22 protein-coding genes are annotated in these 23,025 nt (G+C 70.9%); 9 read left to right on the top strand and 13 right to left on the bottom strand.

Features of this window, described 5'->3' with window-relative positions; genetic code table 11:
* Positions 1 to 100: 100 nt before the first annotated feature.
* The 5 genes from AB0H78_RS17605 to mce all read right to left on the bottom strand — a co-directional run bounded on the left by AB0H78_RS17605 (position 101) and on the right by mce (position 7,474).
* Positions 101 to 874, bottom strand: coding sequence for an ABC transporter permease subunit (locus tag AB0H78_RS17605; protein WP_363235309.1), 774 nt, complete (start codon positions 872 to 874; stop codon positions 101 to 103).
* Positions 875 to 877: 3 nt separating this feature from the next.
* Positions 878 to 1,891 carry an ABC transporter ATP-binding protein gene (locus AB0H78_RS17600; RefSeq protein ID WP_363235308.1) on the bottom strand — a complete coding sequence of 338 codons (1,014 nt, stop codon included), beginning with the start codon at positions 1,889 to 1,891 and terminating at the stop codon, positions 878 to 880.
* A 100-nt stretch (positions 1,892 to 1,991) separates the two neighbouring features.
* The gene (locus AB0H78_RS17595; RefSeq protein WP_363235307.1) at positions 1,992 to 2,930 is read right to left on the bottom strand and encodes a cellulose-binding protein; all 939 of its coding nucleotides are present in this window, start codon (positions 2,928 to 2,930) and stop codon (positions 1,992 to 1,994) included.
* 114 nt (positions 2,931 to 3,044) lie between these two features.
* Complete coding sequence (gene scy / locus AB0H78_RS17590) at positions 3,045 to 6,863, bottom strand: polarized growth protein Scy (protein WP_363235640.1); 3,819 nt, start codon at positions 6,861 to 6,863, stop codon at positions 3,045 to 3,047.
* A 170-nt stretch (positions 6,864 to 7,033) separates the two neighbouring features.
* A complete protein-coding gene (gene mce, locus AB0H78_RS17585) occupies positions 7,034 to 7,474 on the bottom strand; it encodes a methylmalonyl-CoA epimerase (RefSeq protein ID WP_363235306.1) in 441 nt (146 codons plus the stop codon).
* Positions 7,475 to 7,617: 143 nt separating this feature from the next.
* On the opposite strand from mce, the gene AB0H78_RS17580 reads away from it, so the two are divergent.
* From AB0H78_RS17580 to AB0H78_RS17570, 3 genes are all read left to right on the top strand, one after another.
* A complete protein-coding gene (locus AB0H78_RS17580; RefSeq protein ID WP_363235639.1) occupies positions 7,618 to 8,823 on the top strand; it encodes an acetyl-CoA C-acetyltransferase in 1,206 nt (401 codons plus the stop codon).
* Positions 8,824 to 8,866: 43 nt separating this feature from the next.
* On the top strand, positions 8,867 to 9,823 hold the full coding sequence (gene meaB, locus AB0H78_RS17575) for a methylmalonyl Co-A mutase-associated GTPase MeaB (protein ID WP_363235305.1): 957 nt from the start codon (positions 8,867 to 8,869) through the stop codon (positions 9,821 to 9,823).
* 160 nt (positions 9,824 to 9,983) lie between these two features.
* Positions 9,984 to 11,177, top strand: a complete 1,194-nt coding sequence (locus AB0H78_RS17570; protein WP_363235304.1) for an MFS transporter — start codon at positions 9,984 to 9,986, stop codon at positions 11,175 to 11,177.
* Between the two features lie 32 nt (positions 11,178 to 11,209).
* On the opposite strand, the gene AB0H78_RS17565 is transcribed toward AB0H78_RS17570, so the two are convergent.
* The 4 genes from AB0H78_RS17565 to AB0H78_RS17550 all read right to left on the bottom strand — a co-directional run bounded on the left by AB0H78_RS17565 (position 11,210) and on the right by AB0H78_RS17550 (position 13,833).
* Positions 11,210 to 11,683, bottom strand: coding sequence for a MarR family transcriptional regulator (locus AB0H78_RS17565; protein WP_363235303.1), 474 nt, complete (start codon positions 11,681 to 11,683; stop codon positions 11,210 to 11,212).
* 85 nt (positions 11,684 to 11,768) lie between these two features.
* Positions 11,769 to 12,545, bottom strand: a complete 777-nt coding sequence (locus tag AB0H78_RS17560) for an AIM24 family protein (RefSeq protein ID WP_363235302.1) — start codon at positions 12,543 to 12,545, stop codon at positions 11,769 to 11,771.
* Positions 12,545 to 13,195 carry an AIM24 family protein gene (locus tag AB0H78_RS17555; RefSeq protein WP_363235300.1) on the bottom strand — a complete coding sequence of 217 codons (651 nt, stop codon included), beginning with the start codon at positions 13,193 to 13,195 and terminating at the stop codon, positions 12,545 to 12,547. Before AB0H78_RS17555 ends, AB0H78_RS17560 begins: the two co-directional genes overlap by 1 nt.
* Positions 13,195 to 13,833 carry an AIM24 family protein gene (locus AB0H78_RS17550; RefSeq protein ID WP_363235299.1) on the bottom strand — a complete coding sequence of 213 codons (639 nt, stop codon included), beginning with the start codon at positions 13,831 to 13,833 and terminating at the stop codon, positions 13,195 to 13,197. The genes AB0H78_RS17555 and AB0H78_RS17550 overlap by 1 nt, the downstream gene beginning before the upstream one ends.
* A 158-nt stretch (positions 13,834 to 13,991) precedes the next feature.
* On the opposite strand from AB0H78_RS17550, the gene AB0H78_RS17545 reads away from it, so the two are divergent.
* Together AB0H78_RS17545 and AB0H78_RS17540 are read left to right on the top strand one after the other, a co-directional pair.
* The gene (locus AB0H78_RS17545; RefSeq protein WP_363235298.1) at positions 13,992 to 14,333 is read left to right on the top strand and encodes a DUF3817 domain-containing protein; all 342 of its coding nucleotides are present in this window, start codon (positions 13,992 to 13,994) and stop codon (positions 14,331 to 14,333) included.
* The gene (locus tag AB0H78_RS17540; RefSeq protein WP_363235297.1) at positions 14,333 to 14,635 is read left to right on the top strand and encodes an MTH1187 family thiamine-binding protein; all 303 of its coding nucleotides are present in this window, start codon (positions 14,333 to 14,335) and stop codon (positions 14,633 to 14,635) included. Before AB0H78_RS17545 ends, AB0H78_RS17540 begins: the two co-directional genes overlap by 1 nt.
* On the opposite strand, the gene AB0H78_RS17535 is transcribed toward AB0H78_RS17540, so the two are convergent.
* Positions 14,588 to 15,601 carry a DUF5937 family protein gene (locus AB0H78_RS17535; protein ID WP_363235296.1) on the bottom strand — a complete coding sequence of 338 codons (1,014 nt, stop codon included), beginning with the start codon at positions 15,599 to 15,601 and terminating at the stop codon, positions 14,588 to 14,590. The genes AB0H78_RS17540 and AB0H78_RS17535 overlap by 48 nt on opposite strands.
* A 74-nt stretch (positions 15,602 to 15,675) precedes the next feature.
* Between AB0H78_RS17535 and AB0H78_RS17530 the strand changes: the two genes are divergently transcribed.
* The 4 genes from AB0H78_RS17530 (at position 15,676) to AB0H78_RS17515 (ending at position 19,792) form a co-directional block, all read left to right on the top strand.
* On the top strand, positions 15,676 to 17,124 hold the full coding sequence (locus tag AB0H78_RS17530) for an MFS transporter (protein ID WP_363235295.1): 1,449 nt from the start codon (positions 15,676 to 15,678) through the stop codon (positions 17,122 to 17,124).
* A 10-nt stretch (positions 17,125 to 17,134) separates the two neighbouring features.
* Positions 17,135 to 17,644: a MarR family transcriptional regulator gene (locus AB0H78_RS17525; protein ID WP_363235293.1), complete on the top strand. Its 510-nt coding sequence runs from the start codon at positions 17,135 to 17,137 to the stop codon at positions 17,642 to 17,644.
* 43 nt (positions 17,645 to 17,687) lie between these two features.
* Positions 17,688 to 18,026, top strand: a complete 339-nt coding sequence (locus AB0H78_RS17520; RefSeq protein WP_363235292.1) for a DUF3817 domain-containing protein — start codon at positions 17,688 to 17,690, stop codon at positions 18,024 to 18,026.
* Positions 18,027 to 18,100: 74 nt separating this feature from the next.
* Complete coding sequence (locus tag AB0H78_RS17515; protein WP_363235291.1) at positions 18,101 to 19,792, top strand: methylmalonyl-CoA mutase family protein; 1,692 nt, start codon at positions 18,101 to 18,103, stop codon at positions 19,790 to 19,792.
* Here AB0H78_RS17515 and AB0H78_RS17510 read toward each other — a convergent pair.
* From AB0H78_RS17510 to AB0H78_RS17500, 3 genes are read right to left on the bottom strand one after another with little or no spacing between them, the layout of a single operon-like run.
* Entirely contained in the window at positions 19,768 to 20,922 is a 1,155-nt protein-coding gene (locus AB0H78_RS17510) for an aminoglycoside phosphotransferase (RefSeq protein ID WP_363235290.1), read from the bottom strand. The two genes, AB0H78_RS17515 and AB0H78_RS17510, sit on opposite strands and share 25 nt — an antisense overlap.
* A gap of 9 nt (positions 20,923 to 20,931) precedes the next feature.
* Positions 20,932 to 22,296, bottom strand: a complete 1,365-nt coding sequence (locus AB0H78_RS17505; RefSeq protein WP_363235289.1) for a HAMP domain-containing sensor histidine kinase — start codon at positions 22,294 to 22,296, stop codon at positions 20,932 to 20,934.
* A complete protein-coding gene (locus AB0H78_RS17500) occupies positions 22,293 to 22,970 on the bottom strand; it encodes a response regulator transcription factor (protein WP_363235288.1) in 678 nt (225 codons plus the stop codon). Before AB0H78_RS17500 ends, AB0H78_RS17505 begins: the two co-directional genes overlap by 4 nt.
* Between the last annotated feature and the right edge of the window lie 55 nt (positions 22,971 to 23,025).

Below are 23,025 nucleotides of genomic sequence, written 5' to 3'. Positions count from 1 at the left end.
CGGTTTCAGGTCGTCGGGGCTGCCGCCTCAATGCGGCCGAACGCCCCCGTATGAGTGAGGAGGATATCCAGGCCTTGACGGTTCCGGCCAAGTCGTGACCCTAGGCGTCCCGCTTCTTGAGCAGTACCAGCGCGCAGACGACCGCGAGCACCACCCAGCCGACGAGGATCGCGAAGCCGCCCCAGGGGCCGTAGGCGATGCTGCTGTCGGGGTTGTCGATGACCTGGGTCATCCGGGTGCCGGCCTGGTCGGGGAGGAACTGGGCGATCTTCTTCGTCTGCGAGACGGAGTTGAGGATCGGCGAGATCAGGAAGAACAGCGGCATCAGGATGCCCAGCGACAGCATCGAGCTGCGCAGGATGCTCGCCACCCCCATCGCGAAGATCCCGATGAGCCCCATGTAGAGGCCGCCGCCCGCCACCGCGCGCAGGACGTTGTCGTCGCCGATCGTCGTGGAGTGGTCGCCGAGCAGCGCCTGGCCGAGGAAGAAGGAGCAGAAGGCGGCGACCTGGCCGACGACCAGGGTCAGCACGCCCGCCACCACGATCTTGCTGAGCAGGAAGGTGGTGCGCTGGGGGACCGCGGCGAGCGAGGTGCGGATCATTCCGCTGCTGTATTCGTTGCCCACGACGAGGACGCCGAAGACGATCATGGCGAGCTGGCCGAGCATCATCCCCGACATGGAGATCGAGGTCGGGTCGAAGGTGAGCTTGTCCTGCTCCGAGAGGTCCTTGAAGTTGGCCTTCATCAGGGCGCACAGGCCGACGCTCATGCCCACCGTGACGACCAGGGCGATGAGCAGCGTCCAGGTGGTCGAGGCCACCGTACGGATCTTGGTCCACTCCGAGGTGAGGACCGCAGGTACCGATGCCATGGGTCAGGCTCCCTCGTTCTTGTTCTTGCCGCGGGTGAAGCCCTGACCCCACTGCGGGGCCTGCGGGCTCTGCTGGCCCGCCTCCGGGTGCGCCCGCGGGGCCTCGCCGTCCGCCGTGTGCGCGTGGTACTCCACGGAACCGGCCGTCATCTGCATGAAGGCCTCCTCCAGCGAGGCGCGCTGCGGCGACAGCTCGTGCAGAACGAGCTGATGGCTCGCCGCCAGCTCGCCCAGCTGCTCGCTGCTCGCGGCGTCCACCTCCAGGGAGCCGTCGCCGACGCTGACGGCCGTGATGCCGGCCTCGGTGATGACGTCCCGCAGCCGCTCCTGCTGCGGCGAGCGCAGCCGTACGTAACTGCGTGAGTTCTGGTGGATGAAATCGGCCATCGAGGTGTCGGCGAGCAGTTTTCCCTGGCCGATGACGATCAAGTGGTCGGCGGTGAGCGCCATTTCGCTCATCAGGTGGCTGGATACGAAGATCGTGCGGCCTTCTGCCGCAAGACTCTTCATCAAGTTGCGGATCCAGTGAATTCCCTCGGGGTCCAGACCATTGACGGGTTCGTCGAACATCAGGATCTCGGGGTCGCCGAGAAGGGCCGAGGCGATTCCCAGCCGCTGCCCCATGCCCAGCGAGAAGCCCTTGGACTTCTTCTTCGCCACCGCCGTCAGACCCACGGTGTCCAGGACCTCGGAGACCCGGGAGGTGGGGATGCGGTTGGACTGGGCCAGGCAGAGCAGATTGTTGTACGCGCTCCGGCCGCCGTGCATCGCCTTCGCGTCGAGCAGCGCACCGATGTACTTCAGCGGCTCGGCGAGCTCGCGGTAGTGCTTGCCGTCGATACGGACCGATCCTGCGGTCGGGTTGTCGAGACCGAGCATCATCCGCATGGTGGTCGACTTGCCGGCGCCGTTCGGGCCGAGGAAGCCGGTCACCACACCTGGCCTGACCTGGAACGACAGCTGGTCGACGGCGGTCTTGTCGCCGTACCGCTTGGTGAGGCCCTCGAGCTCGATCATGCGGTCACGCTAAAACGGCACAAAGCCCCCCGCCACCGGAGTGGCAGGGGGCTGTGAGCCGTATGCGTCAGCTGTAGGCCGGCTGTACGTCAGCCGCGCCTCAGCGGGTCTGCTGCGCCGGGACGCCGCGGGAGACCGGCTCGTCGTCCACGGGGCTGCTCGCGGCGGCGACAGCGGCACCGGTGAGGGTGGCCAGCATCTCGCGGACGTTGGTCAGCTGCGCGTTGATCGAGTCGCGGCGGTTCGTCAGCGCCGCCAGCTCGCGCTCCGACTCGCTGCGGATCCGGTCGGCCTTGGCGTTGGCGTCGGCCACGATGTCCTCGGCCTGGCGCTGGGCCGTCTCGACCGTCTGACGGGCACGGCGCTCGGCGTCCGTACGGAGCTTCTCGGCCTCCAGGCGGAGCTGCTCGGCGCGGTGCTCGATCTCGGCCAGACGCTTCTCGGCCTTCGCCTGACGCGAGGCCAGGTCGCGCTCCGACTGCTCGCGGCGCTTGGCGAGGTTCGTCTCGAAGTCCGCGGCGGCCTGGGCGGCCTTGGCGCGGGTCTCCTCGAAGAGGGCGTCCGCCTCCTCGCGCTTGGACTGCGCGTCCTTCGTGGCCTCGCCACGGAGCTGGGAAGCGTCGCTCTTGGCCTTCTCGACGATCCGGACGCCCTCGTCCTCGGCCTTCGACTTGCGCTCGGCGGAGAACGACTCGGCGTCGTTGCGCACCTGCTGGGCGGCCGACTCGGCCAGCTCACGGTGCTGCTCGGCGGCGCGGCGGGCCTCCTCACGAAGGTCCTTCGCCTCCTCCTCGGCAAGACGGAGGATCTTCTCGACGCGGGCACCGAGACCGGCGTACGACGGCTCCGCGTCGTTGACCTGGGCCTGGGCGTTCTGCGTCTCGAGGTGCAGCTCCTCGATGCGCTTTTCCAGAGAGGTGATCCGTGCCAGAGCGCTGTCACGGTCGGCGACGAGCTTGGTAATGCGGTCGTCCACCTGACCGCGGTCGTAACCACGCCGCACGAGCTCGAAGCCGAATGGGGAGGAAGTGTCGCTCATGAGGTTCCTGTCGAATGAGACCGGTGAGGTGATAGGGGGAATCCTAGGGGCCAAAGCGGCGTGTCATAGAGCAGATGCCCGTTTGATCTGGAGAATGTCCAGCCTTTTGAGTGGCTAGTTCTCGGAAGGCTTGCCACTCGAACGAGTTCCACCTGCTGCTGCGCCCGCCTTGACGGCCCCTTCCTTGCTGCTGTTGCCGCCGGTGGGTGCCTCAAAGGATTCCAACGCCTCCAGTACGTCCTGGACACGGGAGATCTCGGCCTGGATGTCCTTGCGCCTGCGCACCAGGACATCGTGTTCGCGGGTGGCGTCCGCGACGAGCTGCTCGGCCTCGGCCCGCGCCTCGCTGCGGAGTTGCTCCGCCTCCCGTACGAGCGTGGCCTTCTTCGTCTCGGCTTCCTTGAGCAGCGACTCGGCCCGCTTCACGGCGGCGATACGGACCTTGCCCGCCTCCGAACTGGCCTCCGACACCAGCTCCTTGGCCTTCGCCTCGGACTCGATCTGCTGGTCGGACGCGGCCTTCATGAGGTTGTCGACGCGCTCGCCCGCGGTCCGCATCTGCTCGGCGGTCTCGCGGCGGGCCCGCTCGTGCAGTTCCTCGATCTCGGCCGTGATGCGGTCGCGCAGCTCTTCCGAGCGTTCTCTTATGGCGGTGGCGTCCCGGCGTGCGCCGACGAGGAGTTCGTCGGCGTCCGTACGGGCCTTCTCGACCAGGCTGTTGCCCTCGACCGTCGCGTCGGCGGTGATCCGCTCCGCTTCGCTGCGGGCCGCGCCGACCATGGTGTCGGCCTGCGCCTCGGCCTCGGTGGCCGAACGCAGCGCCTCCTCCTGGGCCTTGGCGATCAGCTGGTCGGCCTGTTCGGCGGCGTCCGAGCGGCGCTTGGCGGCTGCCGTACGCGCCTCGTCGAGGAGCCGGTCGGCCTCCGACTGGGCGTCGGAGCGCAGCTGTTCGGCGGTCGCCGCGCCTTCGGCCTTGACGCGTTCGGCCTCGTTGCGGATGCGCTCCGATGCCTGCTGGGCGGAGCCCACCATCTCGGCCGCCTCGGCCCGAAGGCGCTCGGCCTCGCCCGATGCGTCCCGCACCAACTGCTCGGCGCGGGCCACCGATTCGGTCTGCAGCTGCTCGGCCGCTGCCGTGGAGTCGGCCTGCAGCCGCTCGGCCTCCGAGGAGGCCTCGGTGATCAGCAGGTCGGCCTGGCCGGCGGCGTCCGAGCGGATGCGGTTGGCGTCCTCGCGGGCCTCGGCCCGGGCGCGGGCCGCGTCCTGCTCGGCGGATGCCACCGCGTCGGAAGCCTCCGTGCGCATCCGCTGCGCGTACTCGGAGGTGTCCGCGCGCAGCCGCTCGGCCTCGGCGATCGCCTCCGAAACGGTGCGCTCGGCAAGGGACTTGGCGGCCTCGGACTCCTCATGGGCGACGGAGCGGATACGGGAGGCGTCCTCCTTGGCGCGCTCGCGCTCGCCGTAGGCGTCGGAGCGGAGGCGGTCCGCCTCCTCCTGGGCCTCGGTCTTCGTGCGGTCCGCTGAGTGCTCGGCGGCGGAGCGCAGCCCGGCGATCTCCTGCTCTGCCTGCTCCTGCAGACCCGATACGGAGTCCCGTACCTCCTTGGCGGTCTGTTCGGCGGCGGCGACCATCTCCGTCGCCCTGCGGTCCGCCTCCTCGACCAGCCTGATCGCCTCGGCCTGCGCCTCCTCGACCCGCTTGCGGGCGGAGGCGAGGAGCTCCTCGCTCTGCTCGCGGGCCCGTGTCCGCTCCTGCTCGGCCTCGGCGCGGGCGGAGCCCAGCGTCTCCTCGGCCTCGCGGCGGCGGCGTACGGCCTCCTCCTGGGCGGCGGCAAGGGCCTCCTGCGCTTCGTTGCCGACGCGTTCGGCCGCGGCCGCGGCCTCCGCACGTACGCGATCCGCGCTGTCCTGTGCCTCGGACTTGAGCCGCTCGGCCTCGGCGGCGGCCTCGGAGCGCAGCCGTACGGCGATGGTCTCGCCTTCGGCCCGCGACTGCGAGGCGTCCGCTGCGGCCTCGTCGCGCAGCCGCTCGGCCTCCTGCTCGGCCTGGGACTGCAGCGTGCGGATGCGCTCGGCGGCCTCGGCCCGCAGGCGTTCGGTCTCCTCCGCGGCTTCGCGGCGGATCCGCTCGGACTCGCCACGGGCGTCGGCCAGGGCGGTCTCGGATGCGGTGAGGCGCTGCTCGGCCTCGGTGTGCAGCCGGGCCAACTCCTCGCCCGCTTCGGCCCGTCGGGCCTCTATGCCGCGCTCGGTCTCCTCGCGGAGCGCCGAAGCGGCTTCCTCCGCCTGGGACTTGACGCCCTCGGCCTGCTCGTCGGCCTCGTCGCGCAGCCGCTGCGCCTCGGCGCGGGTGCGCTCCAGCGTCTCCTCGGCCTGCTTGCGCAGGGTCGTGGCGCGCTCGATGGCTTCCGTACGGACCCGCTCGGACTCCGTCGCCGCGCCCGCGCGCAGCTCGTCGGCGTCCGTACGGGCCTTCGCGAGGAGCTCTTCGGCGGTGGTGGCCGCCTCTTCGATCTGCTGGACGGCCTCCCGGCGGGCCTCGCCGCGGATCCGCTCGCCCTCCGCGACCGCCTCGGCCCGCAGCTGCTCGGCCTCGCCGCGCAGCCTGCGCGCCTCCTCCTGCAGCTCGACCGTCTTGGCCCGGTACTCCTTGGTGTCGTCCTTGGCCGCGCCCTTGAGGGACTCGGCCTGCTCGGCGGCCTCGCCGCGCAGCCGCTCGACCTCGGCCTCGGTCTTGTCGCGGATCCGCTCGGCCTCGTCGGCCGCCGCCTTGATCGTCGACTTGGCGTCCTCGGAGGCCTTGGTGAGGACTTCCTCGGCGGTACGGGCGGCCTTGGCGAGCTGCGCCGCGGTGTCCTCGGCGGTGGCCGTACGGGCGTTGTCGCCCGCCTCCTTGATCAGCCGCTCGGCCGCCGCGCGCGCATCGGCGAGGGCCTGCTCGGCCTCCGCCTTCAGGGCTTCGGCCTCGGTGGTGGCCTCCCCGACGAGGCGGGCGATCTCGGCCTTGGCGGTGCGGGTGCGCTGTTCGTTGGTCGACTCGGCGGTGGTCAGCTGCTTGGACGCCGACTCCTTCGCCTCGCTGAGGACCTTCTCGGCCTCGGCGCGCGCCTCGCGCAGCGCCGTCTCGGCCTCCTGCATCCGCTGCTCGGCGGTGCGGCTGAGCTCGGCGGCCTGCTGGCGGGCCTGGTCGGACTCGGCGGTCGTGGACGTACGCAGCTGCTCGGCGTGGGAGGTGGCCTCCTGCGCCTGGTTCGAGGCCGCGTTCAGCAGGCGCTCGGCGTCCTTGCGGGCGCGCAGCAGGATCGCGTCGGCCTCGGAGCGGGCGGTCTCGGCGGCGGAGCTGAGGCGCTGGCCGGCCTCTTCGGCGACGCGGGCGGCCTCGGCGCGGGCGGCGGCCAGGGACTGCTCGGCCTCGGTGCGCGACTCGTCCATGAGCCGACGGGCCTGGGCTTCGGTGCGGGCGCGGAGCTGTTCGGCCCAGGCCACGTTCTCGTTGACGTGGGCCTCGACGGTCTGGCGGCGCTCGTTGAGCTCCTGGTCCAGGCGCTGGCGGCGGGTGACCGCCTCGGTGTGCAGCTCGGACTGCAGGCGCGCCTGGTGCTCGGCGTGCTCCTGCAGGATCCGCTGGGTCTGGGCGCGGGCGTCGCGCAGTTCGCGCTCCGCGTCCATCCTGAGCTGGTCGGCCTGGGTCTGGGCGTTACGGAGCAACTGCTCGGCCTGATAGCCGATGTCCGCCGCGTCGTAGGCAGGGCGGGACGCGAGGTTGCGGCGCGCCTCGTGGAGCTTGGCGCGCAACACCTCGACCTGGTAGCCGAGGTCCTCGGCGTGCTGGACGGCCTTCTCCCGCTCGGTCTTCAGCCGGTCCATCTCGGCCTCGAACCGAGAGAGATGGTCGTCAGCCCGGTGACTCTCCTGGCGTTCGTACCCCCGCACTGCGCGGTCCCATCCGTCCCTGGTCGCAACACTTCTTCCGTACGCGAGCACGTCGTCGTGCATGACGGCCCCCGGGGAATGGTGTCAGATCATCGGCGAGACCTGGGTCACAGGCCCCGATCCGGCCCCGGACCGGAGCCGCCCACTCTACCGGCCCAGGTATCCGGAGGTCAGTGCTCCGGGGAGGCGGGAGGTGCGGAGGTGACCAGTTCCGTCAGTACGCCGTGACAGTCCTTGGGGTGCAGAAACGTGATGCGGGAGCCCATGGAGCCGATCCTGGGCTGGTCGTAGAGGACCCGGACACCCTTGTCGCGGATGGCCTGGGAGTCACCGTCGACGTCCTCGGTGCCGAAGGCGATGTGATGTACGCCCTCGCCGTTCTTGGCCAGCCACTTGCCCACCGCGGAGTCCTCGCGGGTGGGTTCCAGGAGCTGGAGGTAGGAGGCGCCGCCGTCGGACGTCTCGTTGATCCTGAGCATGGCCTCGCGTACGCCCTGCTCCTCGTTGACCTCGGTGTGGTGGACCTCGAAGCCGTAGGTCGCACGGTAGAACTCGACGGTGGCGTCAAGGTCGTGGCAGGCGATCCCGATGTGGTCGATTCGCGTCAGCATGGCTTAAGTGCAGCGCGCCGACGGGTGGTTACGCAACGTGCGCGCGATCACATTCGTGAGGCGGTGACGAGCGGCGTACCGCTCAGTACATTCAAGTAAACCCTCGTTCACATCTCACCATCCAAGGGGCCGTGCCCATGTCTGTGTCCGGAACGACAGGTACCACCACCTCCGTGATCGTCGCGGGCGCCCGTACGCCCATGGGACGCCTGCTGGGCTCCCTGAAGTCCTTCTCCGGCGCCGACCTGGGCGGCTTCGCCATCAAGGCGGCGCTGGACCGGGCCGGGATCGGCGGCGATCAGGTCCAGTACGTGATCATGGGCCAGGTGCTCCAGGCCGGGGCAGGGCAGATCCCGGCACGTCAGGCGGCCGTCAAGGCCGGCATCCCGATGAACGTCCCCGCGCTCACGATCAACAAGGTGTGTCTCTCGGGCCTCGACGCGATCGCGCTCGCGGACCAGCTGATTCGCGCGGGCGAATTCGACGTGGTCGTCGCCGGCGGCCAGGAGTCGATGACCAACGCCCCGCATCTGCTGCCGAAGTCCCGTGAGGGCTACAAGTACGGCGCGATCGAGATGCTCGACTCGATGGCGTACGACGGGCTGACCGACTCCATCGAGAACATCGCGATGGGCGCTTCGACGGAGAAGCACAACACCCGCCTGGGTATTGCCCGTACGCCCCAGGACGAGTTCGCGGCCGGCTCCCACCAGAAGGCCGCCGCAGCCCAGAAGAACGGCCTGTTCGAGGCGGAGATCACCCCGGTCGAGATCCCGCAGCGCAAGGGCGACCCGGTCCTCTTCTCGCAGGACGAGGGCATCCGCCCCGAGACCACGGCGGAGTCCCTGGGCAAGCTCCGCCCCGCGTTCGCAAAGGACGGAACGATCACCGCGGGCACCGCCTCGCAGATCTCCGACGGTGCGGCGGCGGTCGTCGTGATGAGCAAGGCGAAGGCCGTCGAGCTGGGCCTCGACTGGATCGCCGAGATCGGCGCCCACGGCAATGTGGCGGGCCCCGACAACTCGCTCCAGTCGCAGCCTTCGAACGCGATCCAGCACGCGCTCGGCAAGGAAGGCATCGGCGTCGACGACCTCGACCTCATCGAGATCAACGAGGCCTTCGCGGCCGTCGCGGTGCAGTCAATGAAGGACCTCGGCGTATCGCCGGAAAAGGTGAACGTCAACGGCGGCGCGATTGCCCTCGGACACCCGATCGGCATGTCCGGGGCGCGGGTCGTCCTGCACCTCGCGCTGGAGCTGAAGCGCCGTGGCGGCGGCGTGGGTGCGGCCGCGCTGTGCGGTGGCGGGGGTCAGGGCGACGCGCTGATCATTCGCGTCACAGGGAAGTAAGTTTCGCCGTAGGTACGGAAATTCGCTGATCGGAGCTGTCAACGTGGACGTCCCCACCCTGGTCGAGCAGGCCCGCGAGGGCAGGCCCCGGGCCGTAGCCCGGCTGATCTCCCTGGTGGAGGGGGCGTCCCCGCAGCTGCGGGAAGTGATGGCGCAGCTCGCGCCGTTGACGGGCGGCGCGTACGTGGTGGGTCTCACGGGCTCGCCCGGAGTCGGCAAGTCGACATCCACCTCGGCGCTCGTCTCCGCGTACCGCAGGGCCGGAAAGCGCGTCGGGGTCCTGGCCGTGGACCCCTCGTCGCCCTTCTCGGGCGGTGCGCTCCTCGGAGACCGGGTCCGGATGTCCGAGCACGCCTCGGACCCCGGCGTCTACATCCGGTCCATGGCCACCCGCGGCCACCTGGGCGGGCTCGCCTGGTCGGCCCCGCAGGCCATCCGCGTCCTGGACGCGGCGGGCTGCGACGTCGTCCTCGTGGAGACGGTCGGGGTCGGCCAGTCCGAGGTGGAGATCGCCTCGCAGGCCGACACCTCCGTCGTCCTCCTCGCCCCCGGCATGGGGGACGGAATCCAGGCGGCCAAGGCCGGAATCCTGGAGATCGGCGACGTGTACGTCGTCAACAAGGCGGACCGGGACGGCGCGGACGCCACCGCCCGCGAGCTCAACCACATGCTGGGCCTGGGCGAATCGCGCGGCCCCGGCGACTGGCGCCCGCCGATCGTCAAGACGGTCGCGGCCCGCGGCGAGGGCATCGACGAGCTCGTCGAAGCCCTGGAGAAGCACCGCGCCTGGATGGACGAGCACGGGGTCCTGGCCGAGCGCCGCCGGGCCCGCGCCGCCCACGAGGTCGAGACGATCGCGGTCACGGCCCTGCGGGAGCGCATCGGCGACCTGCGCGGCGACCAGCGGCTCGACGCCCTGGCCGGGCGGATCGTGGCGGGCGAGCTCGACCCGTACACGGCGGCCGACACCCTCGTGGAAGGCGTAACGGCGGCCTCCTGAAAGGGAGTTGCCGGGCGGAGTTGTCCCCTTGGCCGGGACCGGCCGAGCTGCTAGTTTCGCCACCATGTTCCTCGACCGTGCGTAGGGCACGTCCCCGACCGCGACCTCTCGTCGCGGTCCTTGGCGTCCCCTCCACCCGGCACTCTTCGAGGAACACCCCATGTCGTACGCAGCTGTCCTGCGGCTCCAGCACGCCCGCGCCACCTTCGGCGCCGCCCTGCTCGGCCGCCTGTCCTACGGGACCGTCTCCCTCTCGCTGACCCTCGCCGTCCAGCAGAGCTCCGGCTCGTACGCCGTGGCCGGCACCGCGATGGCGCTCTTCGGGGCCGCCTCCGTCTTCCTGTCCCCGCTCAAAGCCCGCCTCATCGACCACCACGGGCCGCGCCGCGTCCTCCTGCCGCTGGCCGCCCTGTACGCGGCGGCCCTCGCCCTGCTCACCGCGCTGACCTGGCGGCCGGGCGCGAACAGCGCCGCGCTCGGGGCGCTCGCCCTGCTCGCGGGCGCCCTCACCCCACCACTGGGACCGACGATGCGCACCGTGTGGCGGCAGCTCGCGGGGGACCGGGCCGATCTGCTGCGGCGTGCGTACAGCCTCGACGGAGTCGCCGAGGAGCTGCTCTTCGTGAGCGGCCCCCTGCTGGTCGGCGCCCTGCTCCTGGCCGGGCCGCCCGCGCTCGGAGTCGCGCTCAGCGCGGGGCTCGTGGGGGCCGGCACGGCGGCGTTCCTGGCGTCGCCCGCCGTACGCGCGATGACCGGCAGCGGGCCCGGCGCGCGGCAGGGTTCCGCGGGCGTCGTACGGGGCGTCGCCCAGCCGGTGCTGCTCGCGGCCGGTGTCGGGCTCGCGCTCGGGGCGCTCGACCTGCTCGTGCTTGCCTTCGCCGACGACCGGGGACACACGAACGCGGTGGCCTGGGTGATGGCCGCGCTCTCTGTGGGCAGTGCGGCGGGCGGCCTGGCCAACGGGTCGGTGGACTGGAAGCGGCCCGCGCAGGCCCGGCTGCCGCTGTTCGCGCTCGGGCTCGCGGGAGCGCTCGCTGCGGCGGCCTTCGCGCCGGGACTCCTCGCGCTCGGGGCGGTCGCGCTGATCGCGGGGCTCTTCGTCGCCCCGGCGATCACGACGGCGTACCTCGTCGCGGACGAGACGGTGGGCGACGGGGCGCGCACCCAGGCGGGAGCGTGGGTCAACACCGCGGTGAACGCCGGGATTTCGGGCGGGACGGCCGGGGTGGGGCTGCTGGTGGGCCGGCTGCCGGTCGGGGTCTGCTTCGGCCTTGCGGCGGCAGCGGTGGTGGGCGCCGTGGGGCTGTCGCGGCTGGGGGTACGCACCCGGGCCGCGGCGCCCGCCTCGGCCTGAAAGGCGGCAGGGGCGGGCGGCGGCCGTACGCGCTACGGCTTCCGCTGGCCGCGCAGATGGTCGGCGACCGGGGACAGTGACGCGCGCAGTGCGGCCAGCGCCTCCGGCTCCAGCATGTCGATGAAGTGCTTGCGCACCGAGGCCACGTGATGCGGGGCGACCTTCTGCATCGTCTCGCCGCCGAGGTCGGTGAGGACCGCGTACAGCCCGCGGCGGTCGGACTCGCAGTTCTCGCGCCGTACGAGACCCGCGTTCTCCATGCGGGTGATCTGGTGCGAGAGGCGGCTCTTGGACTGCAGGGTGGCGGTGGCGAGATCGCTCATGCGCATCCGGCGGCCCTCGGCCTCGGAGAGGTTGACCAGGATCTCGTAGTCGTTCATGGTCAGGCCGAACGGCTGGAGGTCCTTCTCCATCTGATACGTCAGAAGCCTGTTGACGTCCAGATAGGTGCGCCAGGTGCACTGCTCGGCTTCTGTCAACCAGGGGGTGGCCGTCTCGGTGTCCATGATGAGGATTCTACCTAAGAAGTTGAATGCCGGACGAGTCTAGGTGTGTGACATGTGTTCGAAGTTGCACTCCGCAGACTACCGGTCACAGGCCGAAACGACGCTGGAGGTCCCCCAGCTGGCCGGGAAGACGCGGTACGGCACCGGGCTGACCTGTGTTCGGCCCCCCGCCCGGCACCCCCGCCTGCTGCGGCACCGCACCCGTCGGCTGCTCCGCCATCAGCACCTCGGTCGACTGGAGGAGGACCGTCCCCGCCCCGACGAACTCGAACTGGTGCTCCTCGCCCGAGGTGCCGCCGATCCCCGTCAGCGACCGGATACCGCCCATCACTCCCGTCATATAGCCGTGGTCGTAGTGGTGGCAGGGCGACGGACAGTCCGCCCAGCCGACCAGGGCCTGCGGGTCCACGCGGATCGGCGGCTCCATGAAGACGACCGGGCCGTTCGACGCTGCCACGAACTTCCCCGTACCGATCAGCGTCAGGAAGCCCGGCACGATCGACTGCTTCAGCGCGAGCGACGGCTGGAAGGCGAGGAGGTTGCCCGAGCGGATGGTGAGGTTGCCGTTCTCCAGGTCGTAGGAGTTCACGTCGAACGCCCGGTCGGCGAGGAGCATCTTGCCGGAGCCCTCCGCGACGACCCAGTCCGCGGCGTGCATCGGCGAGTGGAAGCTCGTACGGAGAATGCTGTCGAGCCGGCCCCGTCCGAAGCCGTTGAAGTCGATCCGCCCGTAATAGGCGATCATCTTGCCCTTCTGCAGCAGCCACTGGCTGCTCTTGAGCTCCACGCAGAAGGTGTACTTGTTGACGTTGTCGTCGACGGGCAGCGACATCGGGTCGAAGACCACAGGTCCGGTCGTCATTACAGCTTCTCCTCCGAGGCCTGTACGTACACCGCTCCATTGCCCGACAGCTCCAGCTGGAACGCCTCGCCCGAGCCGCGCCCCACCATGTCGCGCCAACCGAGCGCCGTGGAGAGCTTGTTGCGTACGTCGCCGTGGTGCGCCACATAGGCCTGCGGGTCGACATGGATCGGGCGCTGCGGGGTGATCGGCAGCTCCACGACCCCGCCGTGCGCCATCACCGCCACCGCGCCATGGCCCTTGAGGGTCGTGGTGAACAGGCCCTGGCCGGTGACCTGGCCGCGCACCATCCCCATCACCCCGCCCTGCGAACCCATGAACATCGTGCCCTGCTGCAGCGCCCCGTCGAAGGCGAGGAGCCGGTCCGCCTCCACGTACAGGGTGTCGCCCGCGAGCTCGATCACCTGGATGTGGTGACCGCCGTGGCCGAACATCACCGTGCCGCTGCCCTCGACCGTCATCAGCGGCGTCGCCTCGTTGGCCACGCGCCGGCCGATCATCGACGCCAGGCCGCCCTGGCCGCCCTGGATGTTGGGCGTGAAGGACACCTCGCCCTTGTACGCGAGCATCGCCCCGCGCTGGCTGAACATCTTCTGGCCGGGCAGCACCGTCGCCTCGACCATCTTGGAGTTGATCTCACGGAAGGGCATCAGACCTCGCCCCCGATGGTGTTGCGCTCGCTGGGCTGCACGTACACGAGCCCCTCGCCCTCGAAGCGGATCTGGAAGGCCTCGCCCGAGCCCTCCCCGATGAACGTGCGGAAGGTCACCCCGGACTGGAAGTGCTGCTGCAGATTTCCGGTGTGCGCGATGTACGCCCCCGGGTCGACCTGCAGCGGATACTGCGCGCTCACCCGCAGCACCACGGCCGGGCCGTCCGACATGATCGCCGCCTGGCCGACGCCCTCGACGGTCGTGGTGAACAGACCGTTGCCCTGGGTCGCGCCGCGCAGACCGGTGAAGGTGGTGCCGGTGCGCAGGCCCGCGTCCGTGCACAGGAGATTGCTGGACTCGACGTACAGCTTCTCGCCGTTGAGCGAGACCAGGCTGATCTCGCTCGCCCGGTCCGCGAAATAGCAGGTGCCCTGCCCCTTCACCTCCATCATGACCATCTGCTCGCCGGTCAGGCGCCGGGTCACCATGCCGCGTATGCCCTCACCGCCGCCGGACATCTTCTTGAACGCCATCTGGCCGTCGTAGGCGACCATCGCGCCGTTTTTCGCCTTGACGGCGTCGCCGGTCATGGAGACCGCGAGCACCTTGCTCCCCTGGAGCCTGAACTGAGCCACGGAATCGAAGATAAGGGGAGAAGAGGGGCGCGAACAGGGCCCTTGAGGAGGATCTGGACCCTGAGACGGCCCGGGGGAGGGCGACTGCAACAATGGTTCGAGCTTGTGCGTACATTCACAAGATCACTCGCTGCTTACGACGCCGAAGGTTGCCCACCGTGGACATCAAGACCGCTTCCGCCCTCCGCCGCCTCCGTCTGGTCTCCGCCCCCGAGGCGGTCTCCTTCCTGCTGCTGCTCCTGTGCTCGGTGCTCAAGCGCACCACGGAATTCAACGCGGTTCCGGTCATGGGCATGGTCCACGGCGTGCTCTTCGTCCTGTACGTGATCTTCTGGCTGGACGCCTGGAACCGCACCAAGTGGTCCGCAGGCACCGGCATCCTCTACTTCGTTCTGTCGGTCCTGCCGACCGGCGGCTTCTTCGCCGAGCGCAAGCTCAAGCGCGAGGCCGAGAGCGCGGTCATCGCGGCCCGTGCCCGTCGCGAAGGCGTGGTCGCCTGATGATCGTCGCCTTCTCGGTCTCCCCGCTGGGCGTCGGCGAGGACGTGGGCGAGTACGTGGCCGACGCGGTGCGCGTGGTGCGCGAGTCGGGTCTGCCGAACCGTACGGACGCGATGTTCACCTCCATCGAAGGTGACTGGGATGAAGTGATGGACGTCGTCAAGCGCGCCGTCGCGGCCGTCGAAGCGAGGGCGGGGCGTGTCTCGCTCGTCCTCAAGGCGGACATCCGGCCCGGGGTCACGGACGGGCTGACCTCAAAGGTCGACACCGTCGAGCGCTACCTGGGTGGGTCCACCGCTTAGGGCGATCCCCAGCGGCGTCCGCTCGTACAGGACCTGGTGTCCGTAGCGGCGCGACGTCAGCAGGCCCGCCCCGCGCAGCGCCGACAGATGCGCCGATACGGAGCTGGGGGCCAGCCGCAGCCGGTGCGCGAGCGCGCTGGTGGAGGCGGGGTCGTCCAGCGCGCACAGTACGTCCGCCCTTGCCCGGCCCAGCAGCCTGGCGAGGGCGTCCGGCGTCCGGCCGTCGTCCTGTTCCGTCCACAGGGCGCCGATGCCGCGTGCGGGGTAGACGACCGTCGGCTGCCAGGGGGCGTCGAATCCGCTGATCACGTCCGGCCAGCAGAACGTGCTGGGCATCAGCATCAGGCCCTGGCCGGTCGGTTCGCGTACGTGCTCGCCGTTGTTGGCGAGCGTGACGGTCGCGCCGTCCCAGCTCAGGCGGGGGTGCAGTTCGGAGAGCAGGCCGCCCAGGCCGACCTCGGCGAGACGCCGGGAGTGGTACGCGATGTCCGCCTCCAGGAGCGAGCGCAGACGGGGCCACTCCGGTTCCACGAGGGCGTGCCAGGCCGCCTCCATCAGGTCCGCCAACTCGCGTACGGCTCGGGCCGGTTCGTGGATCATGCGCTGACCTGACGGGGTCTCGGCGGCACCGGGCGTGCAGGCGAGGGAGCGGGCCATGTCGTCGCGGGCGAGCTCGGGGTCGGTGGCCCGTACGGCTGCGATCTCCTCTTCGAAGGAGGCCGAGGGGCCCAGGGGCGGCGGGCAGAGGAAGTCCGGGTTGTGCCCGCGGCGCGGCATCATCAGCCAGATCGGGGTGAGGTCCAGGCCGGTGGCCGCGGTCCGGATCTTGCGGAGCCAGGGGAGGTGATAGCCGTGGCGGGCGGGGGAGTTGAGGGTGCGGATGGCTTCCTGGGTCTCCCAGAGGGGGGAGAGCGCGAAGCGGCAGCGGAGGAGGTCGGCCTCGCCGAGGTGTACGCGGAAGGGCATGGGGTTCCCGGGGAGTGATTCGGGCTGGGCCGAAAGTCTAGGGCGGGTGGGGTGGGCGGGGGCAGGGTGCGGTCATGCCGTCGCCGGACCTTTCCCCTACCCCGCCCCTCCCCGCTGTGACATGTGCGGCTCCGCCGCCTGGCGGGGTCGCACCCCGGGCCCCGCTTGCGGGGGCTTCGCCCCCTGCACCCCCGATCGCGGCCTCCGGCCGCTCGTCCTCAAACGCCGGACGGGCTGAAGATGCCCGACCGGTCGAAGATGCCCGACCGGTCGGCGTTGACCAGTCCGGCACCGGCTATCGCAGCGTCTTCCGCGTCCGCGAGTTCCGTACCGTCTTCCTCGCCCACCTCCTCTCCCTCCTCGGCGTCGTCGTCAGCGAGATCGCGCTGACCGTTCTCGTCTACGACCTCACCGGGTCTCCCCTCCTCAGCGCCCTCACCTTCGCGCTCGGATTCCTCCCGTACCTCATCGGCGGCACCCTCCTCGCCGGAGTCGCCGACCGGTTTCCCGCCCGGCGCGTGCTCGTCCTCTGTGATCTCGTCTGTGCCGGGAGCGCTGCCCTGATGGCCTTTCCCGGTACGCCCGTTGCCGGGCTCCTCGTCCTGCGGTGCGCCGTCGCCGTGGTGTCCCCCGTCTTCAACGGGACCCGCATGGCGACCCTCACCGACATCCTCGGGGACGGTGACCGGTTCGTTCTCGGGCGCTCGCTCCTGCGGATCGTCTCGCAGAGCGCGCTGCTCGCCGGGTTCGGGGCGGGCGGGCTGCTGCTGACCTTCGTCTCGCCGCGGGGCGCCATGTGCGTCACCGTCTTCACCTTCGCCGCCTCCGCGCTGCTGCTCCGCTTCGGGACGCGGCGCAGGCCCGCCCGGTCGCAGGGCGGGGGCGGCGGCGCCCTGCTGCGCGAGTCGCTCGCCGGGGCGCGGCTGGTGATGGGGGACCGGAAGGTGCGGGCGCTGACCCTGATGTTCTGGGTCTCGCCGCTCTTCGCCGTCGCGCCGGAGGCCCTCGCGGCTCCGTACGCCGGTGAGATCGGGGCGCCGTCCGCCGCGCTCGGACTGCTGATGTGCGCGATGCCCGTCGGCACGATCGCGGGCGAGCTGTGGGCGGGCTCCGCGCTCACCCCTGCCACCCGGTCCCGGATCGTGCTGCCGCTGGCCGCGGTGAGCGTGCTCCCGCTGCTGCTGTACGCGGTACGGCCGGGCGTCGCGCTCGCCGTGGTCGCGCTCGTGCTCACCGGGGCCACCGGGGCGTACACCCTGGGCCTGGACAAGTGGTACGTGGAGGCCGTCCCCGAGGAGATCAGGGGGCGGGCCATGACCCTGCTCACCGCCGGGATGATGACCGTCCAGGGGGTCGGCATGGCGCTCGCGGGCGTGGCGGCCGAACTGCTGCCGGTGCACCAGGCCGTCGCGGGGGCCGGGGCGCTGGGGACCGTCGCGATTCTCGTACTCCTGCGGGAGGTGCGGATCGTACGGAAGACCGAAGAGCGAGACAGGGCTGACCGGTATATGACCGGCGGGTAGGGTCGGGGCCGTGCCGAAGCCGCTCAGCCTTCCCTTCGATCCCATCGCCCGCGCCGACGAACTCTGGCAGCAGCGCTGGGGGCCCGTCCCTTCGATGGCAGCCATCACCTCGATCATGCGTGCGCAGCAGATCCTCCTGGCCGAGGTGGACGCCGTCGTGAAGCCGTACGGACTGACCTTCGCGCGGTACGAGGCACTGGTCCTGCTCACCTTCTCCAAGGCCGGCGAGCTCCCGATGTCCAAGATCGGCGAGCGGCTCATGGTGCATCCGACCTCCGTGACCAACACCGTCGACCGGCTGGTGAAGTCGGGTCTGGTCGACAAGCGGCCGAATCCGAACGACGGGCGCGGAACGCTCGCCTCCATCACGGAGAAGGGCCGGGAGGTCGTCGAGGCGGCCACCCAGGATCTGATGGCGATGGAGTTCGGGCTGGGGGCGTACGACGCCGAGGAGTGCGGGGAGATCTTCGCGATGCTGCGGCCCCTGCGGGTCGCCGCCGCCGATTTCGACGAGGCCTGACCCGCCCGAAGATCGCCCGTTGCGTCCGGTTACGCTCGACGGCATGAAGAAGAGCGTGCTGACCCGCTACCGCGTGATGGCGTACGTCACCGGTGTGCTGCTGGTCCTGCTGACCCTGGGCGTCATCGCCAAGTACCTGCTGGACATCGACGGGGCCGCGAGCTTCGTCAGCGTCGTCGGCATCGCGCACGGCTGGCTGTACGTGCTGTATCTGGTGTTCGCCTTCGACCTGGGGTCCAAGGCGAAGTGGCCGGTGGGCAAGCAGATCTGGGTGCTGCTCGCGGGCACGATTCCCACGGCCGCCTTTTTCGTGGAGCGCAAGGTCTCTCACGAGCTGGAATCCCTGGTCAAGGACGACGGCCCGGCCGTCGCCCAGGCGTAATACCCCCCGCCCCCGGTACAACCGAGGGCGGTTCGCCATCGACATTTACTAGGACGTCCTAGTAAATTCGAAGCATGGACATCGAAGAGGGCCGTCGTCGCTGGCAGGCCAGGTACGACTCCGCCCGCAAGCGGGACGCCGACTTCACCACGCTCTCGGGCGACTCCGTGGAGCCGGTCTACGGACCCCGGCCCGGGGACACGTACGAGGGCTTCGAGCGGATCGGCTGGCCCGGCGAGTATCCGTACACGCGCGGTCTCCACCCGACCGGGTATCGGGGCCGGACGTGGACCATCCGGCAGTTCGCCGGGTTCGGGAACGCCCAGCAGACCAACGAGCGCTACAAGATGATCCTGGCCAACGGCGGCGGCGGGCTCTCCGTCGCCTTCGACATGCCGACGCTCATGGGGCGCGACTCGGACGAGCCCAAGGCCCTCGGCGAGGTCGGGCACTGCGGCGTCGCGATCGACTCGGCCGCCGACATGGAGGTGCTGTTCGACGGCATCCCCCTCGGCGACGTCACCACCTCGATGACGATCAGCGGGCCCGCCGTCCCCGTCTTCTGCATGTACCTCGTCGCCGCCGAGCGGCAGGGAGTCGACCCCGCCGTCCTCAACGGGACCCTGCAGACCGACATCTTCAAGGAGTACATCGCCCAGAAGGAGTGGCTCTTCCAGCCCGAGCCGCACCTGCGCCTCATCGGCGACCTCATGGAGCACTGCGCGGCCGACATCCCCGCGTACAAGCCGCTCTCGGTCTCCGGCTATCACATCCGCGAGGCCGGCTCCACGGCCGCGCAGGAACTGGCGTACACCCTCGCCGACGGCTTCGGCTATGTCGAGCTGGGGCTCTCGCGCGGGCTCGACGTCGACACCTTCGCCCCCGGGCTCTCCTTCTTCTTCGACGCGCACGTCGACTTCTTCGAGGAGATCGCCAAGTTCCGTGCGGCGCGCAGGATCTGGGCCCGTTGGATGCGCGACGAGTACGGCGCGCAGACCGACAAGGCACAGTGGCTGCGCTTCCACACCCAGACGGCCGGGGTGTCGCTGACCGCGCAGCAGCCGTACAACAACGTCGTACGCACAGCCGTCGAGGCGCTCGCCGCTGTCCTCGGCGGCACCAACTCGCTGCACACCAACGCCCTGGACGAGACCCTCGCCCTCCCGAGCGAGCAGGCCGCCGAGATCGCGCTGCGTACGCAGCAGGTGCTGATGGAGGAGACCGGCGTCGCCAACGTGGCCGACCCGCTGGGCGGTTCCTGGTACGTCGAGCAGCTGACCGACCGGATCGAGGCCGACGCCGAGAAGATCTTCGACCAGATCCGGGAGCGCGGGCGCCGCGCCCACCCGGACGGGGTGCACCCGATCGGGCCGATCACGTCGGGGATCCTGCGCGGGATCGAGGACGGCTGGTTCACCGGGGAGATCGCCGAGTCGGCCTTCCAGTACCAGCGGTCGGTGGAGAAGGGCGACAAGCGGGTCGTCGGCGTCAACTGCCTGGAGGGCTCGGTCACCGGGGACCTGGAGATCCTCCGGGTCAGCCATGAGGTGGAGACCGTTCAGGTACGGGAGCTGACCGCGCGCAAGGCGGCCCGCGACGAGGCGAAGGTGCGTGCCGGCCTCGACGCCATGCTGGCCGCGGCCCGCGACGGGTCGAACATGATCGCCCCGATGCTGGACGCGGTGCGGGCGGAGGCATCGCTCGGTGAGATCTGCGGGGTGCTCAGGGACGAGTGGGGGATCTACACGGAGCCACCGGGGTTCTGACCGTCCGACCGGACGCCTTCCGGTGGTCGGTGCGGGGCGGGGAAGCCCAGTCGCGGCGCCAGGTCGCGGGCTTCCTGCGCCCAGCCCGCCAGGAAGGCCAGGGTCGCCCCGCGCTCGCGATAGCGCAGCTCGGCCGGGACCGTTCCCGCGCCGCCGTAGCCCAGCTGTTTTTCCTCGCCGGCGCGCTGGAGCATCAGCTCGGTGAGCCAGTCGTACTTGACCGCCGATGCGCACATCCCCAGGCGTACCAGGCGCTCGTCGCCGCGCCAGCCGGAGTGGCGCAGGCCCGCCAGGTAGTTGCCGTACATCTCCCGCTCCAGGACGGGGAGTTGGGCGGCGGGCAGGAAGAGGTCGAAGACCGTGTCGGGGATGTAGTTTCCGATGTCCTCGCCCAGTGCACCGTCCCCGGTGAATGCCCAGTCGAGGAGGACGGTCTGCCCGCCGCTCCCGGAGAGGGCGTTGGCCGGCCACAGGTCGAGGTGGCTGAGGGCGCGGGGGAGGGCCTCCATGATCTGCAGGAACCACGCGCGGTCGCGGTGCAGGGCGGTCATCGCCTCCCTCAGCCCCGCCGGGAAGTGGTCGCGTACGAGAGGCTGCCGCCAGGCCGCGTCGTCGTCGAGGAGGCCGTGGCCGGGCTCCTTGGTGATGTAACCGCGCAGGAAGCGGCGGCTGAGCCAGGGGGAGTCGCCGGGGGCGGGGGCGTCGGGCGCGCCGTGGGCCCTGCCCAGGGCGTGGGCCAGCCGGCCGTGGCGGGGCGTCGGCCACGCCGTGGCCGGTTCGCCCCGTACGTCCTCCAGCCACAACGCCACGTCCCCGTCGGCGCGTTGGACCGAGGCGAGGAGGCTGGGTGCGGTGATGCCGTACGGCTTCCAGGCGTCGGGCAGCCCGGACTCGTACACCTCGGCCTCGCGCCGCCAGTAGTTCCAGTGGCCGGGGTCGTCGGAGGCGGCCCAGGCGGCGAGCGTCTCCTTGCGGCGGGTGAGGACCTTGACCACGGCCGAGCGGTCGTCGCCGGCGCTGACGCGCCAGACGCCGCGGGTGACGCCGTTCTTGGGGTTGTGGGTCAAGGGCTCGGTGCGGGCGTGGCCACCGAGGATGTCCTGGGCTTCCCGGATCAGCTGGGTCGGCATGGGGAGAGGTTAGGCGGTCGCGGGGATCGTCAGCCGGAAGAGCGCCCCGCCGCCCGGTGCCTGCTCCGCCGTGAGGTCGGCACCATGGGCGCGGGCGATCTGGCGTGCCATCGCCAGGCCGAGGCCCGAACCGGGGAGGGCGCGGGCCGCCTCCGCGCGGTAGAAGCGGTCGAAGACGTGAGGGAGGTCCTGGGATGCGATGCCGGGGCCGTGGTCGCGGACCGTCAACTCCGCTGCGGTGAGGGTGACTTCGACCGTTCCTCCGGGGAGGGAGAACTTCGCGGCGTTGGAGAGGAGGTTGGCCAGGAGGCGGGAGAGGCGGGCGGGGACTCCGGGCAGGGCGGGGTCGGCTGTCGCCCGTACCGTGAAAGCGATCTCCGGCCAGTGGCCGCGTGCCGTGGCCACCGCGTGGTCGACGAGGGGGGAGAGGCGGACCGTTTCGAGGAGCGGTGTGGGTTCCTCGTCGCGGGCCAGCTCGATCAGGTCGTTGACCAGGGAGGTCGCCTCGGCGATCTGGCGGGTGAGCGCGGTCGAGGCGCGGGTGCGCTGAGTCTCCGTCAGACGGTCTGCCCTGGCGATGAGTTCGGCATTCGTACGCAGTGCGGTGAGCGGGGTGCGCAGCTCGTGGGAGGCGTCGGCGACGAGGCGGCGCTGGGCCGTGACCGAGCTTTCCAGCTCGTCCAGCATGGTGTTGAAGCTGGTGGTGAGCCGGGTGATCTCGTCGTGGCGGTCGGGCGCGGGCGCAGGCTCGATGCGGTGGCGGGGGTCGCGGGTCGCCGTGATGCGCTCCGCCGTGGCGGTGAGGCGTACCACCGGGGCGAGCCCGGTGCGGGAGACCCAGTAGCCGAGGGCGGCCGCGAGGAGCACGCCGGCCGCGCCGATGGCCGCGAGCAGCCAGGCCGCCTGGTGCACGCCGCGCTCCACCGGGTCGGCGCGCAGGGCGACTTGGAGCGCCTGGCCCTTGCCGATCGAGGTGGTGAGCATCCGGGTGGGGTGACCGGAGAGCGTGATGTTGGTGTAGTACGGCGCCCGGTCGCCGGCCGCCACCTCGCGGGTGGCGGCGCTGACGGGCAGGAGAAAGGCGGTGGCCGGATCCTTGGCGGGGTCGGCCGGGACGATCTGGCTGCACGCCGGGGCGGAGAGGAAGCGGCACTCGCCGGCCAGGACACCGGGGGCCTCGCCGCGGTGCTGCTGGGTGGCGAGGGTCGCGGACTGGGTGAGGCTGAGGTCGAGCTGGTGGTAGAGCTCGTAACGGATCACGAAGAAGGCGGCCACGACGACGCCGAGCGCGACCAGGGCGACCGCGGCGGAGGCGGTGAGGGCGAGGCGCGTGCGCAGCGGGAGGCCGCGCGGGGTGCGCCGCCGGCCGCTCACGGGAGATCCAGGCGGTAACCGATGCCGTGGACGGTCTGGACGAGGCGTGGTTCGCCGCCCGCCTCCAGCTTGCGGCGCAGATAACCGACGTACACCGCGAGGGAGTTGGAGTCGGGGCCGAAATCCTGGCCCCAGACCAGCTCCAGGATCAGCTCGCGGGGGAGCACCTGGCCCGGGTGGCGCAGCAGGAGTTCCAGGAGGGCGGACTCGGTGCGGCTGAACTCCAGGGTGCGGGTGGAGCGGCGGCCGGTGCGGGTGGCGGGGTCGAGGGTGAGGTCGGCGTACGTGAGGGACACGTCATCCTCCGCCGGGGCCGCCCGGCGGAGCAGGGCGCGTACGCGGGCGATCAGCTCGTCCAGCGCGAAGGGCTTGACGAGGTAGTCGTCGGCGCCCGCCTCGAGACCGTCGACGCGCTCGCTCACCGAGTCCAGCGCGGTCAGCACGAGCACGGGGGTGCGGTCGCCCGCGGCCCGCAACTGGCGGCAGACGCCGAGCCCGTCGAGGACCGGCATCATCACGTCGAGCACGAGGGCATCGGGCTGCCAGGAGGCGACGGCGGAGAGCGCGGCCAGCCCGTCACCGACGCCGAGCACCTCGTACCCCTCGACGCTGAGCCCGTCCTCGACGGCGGCGCGCACCTCGGGCTGGTCGTCCACGACCAGGATCTTCGTCATGGGGCAAAGCCTGCCAAATGCGGCTCTTAGAAGCTTCTTAATCCGCCTCGCGAAT

This window comes from Streptomyces sp. NPDC050738 (assembly GCF_040654175.1).
Lineage (GTDB): Bacteria > Actinomycetota > Actinomycetes > Streptomycetales > Streptomycetaceae > Streptomyces.
Note: the sequence above shows the minus strand (reverse complement) of the source record. Positions and strands in the feature narration are given on the sequence as shown.

Bases quoted from the DNA above. Each gene is read 5' to 3' on its own strand.
- AB0H78_RS17570 (WP_363235304.1), top strand. From the start codon at position 9,984: ATGTCGTACGCAGCTGTCCTGCGGCTCCAGCACGCCCGCGCCACCTTC.
- AB0H78_RS17605 (WP_363235309.1), bottom strand. From the start codon at position 874: ATGGCATCGGTACCTGCGGTCCTCACCTCGGAGTGGACCAAGATCCGT.
- AB0H78_RS17600 (WP_363235308.1), bottom strand. From the start codon at position 1,891: ATGATCGAGCTCGAGGGCCTCACCAAGCGGTACGGCGACAAGACCGCC.
- AB0H78_RS17555 (WP_363235300.1), bottom strand. From the start codon at position 13,195: ATGCCCTTCCGTGAGATCAACTCCAAGATGGTCGAGGCGACGGTGCTG.
- AB0H78_RS17595 (WP_363235307.1), bottom strand. From the start codon at position 2,930: ATGAGCGACACTTCCTCCCCATTCGGCTTCGAGCTCGTGCGGCGTGGT.
- AB0H78_RS17535 (WP_363235296.1), bottom strand. From the start codon at position 15,601: ATGCCCTTCCGCGTACACCTCGGCGAGGCCGACCTCCTCCGCTGCCGC.
- AB0H78_RS17520 (WP_363235292.1), top strand. From the start codon at position 17,688: ATGAAGAAGAGCGTGCTGACCCGCTACCGCGTGATGGCGTACGTCACC.
- AB0H78_RS17560 (WP_363235302.1), bottom strand. From the start codon at position 12,545: ATGACGACCGGACCTGTGGTCTTCGACCCGATGTCGCTGCCCGTCGAC.
- AB0H78_RS17530 (WP_363235295.1), top strand. From the start codon at position 15,676: ATGCCGTCGCCGGACCTTTCCCCTACCCCGCCCCTCCCCGCTGTGACA.
- AB0H78_RS17510 (WP_363235290.1), bottom strand. From the start codon at position 20,922: ATGCCGACCCAGCTGATCCGGGAAGCCCAGGACATCCTCGGTGGCCAC.
- AB0H78_RS17515 (WP_363235291.1), top strand. From the start codon at position 18,101: ATGGACATCGAAGAGGGCCGTCGTCGCTGGCAGGCCAGGTACGACTCC.
- mce (WP_363235306.1), bottom strand. From the start codon at position 7,474: ATGCTGACGCGAATCGACCACATCGGGATCGCCTGCCACGACCTTGAC.
- AB0H78_RS17500 (WP_363235288.1), bottom strand. From the start codon at position 22,970: ATGACGAAGATCCTGGTCGTGGACGACCAGCCCGAGGTGCGCGCCGCC.
- AB0H78_RS17565 (WP_363235303.1), bottom strand. From the start codon at position 11,683: ATGGACACCGAGACGGCCACCCCCTGGTTGACAGAAGCCGAGCAGTGC.
- AB0H78_RS17540 (WP_363235297.1), top strand. From the start codon at position 14,333: ATGATCGTCGCCTTCTCGGTCTCCCCGCTGGGCGTCGGCGAGGACGTG.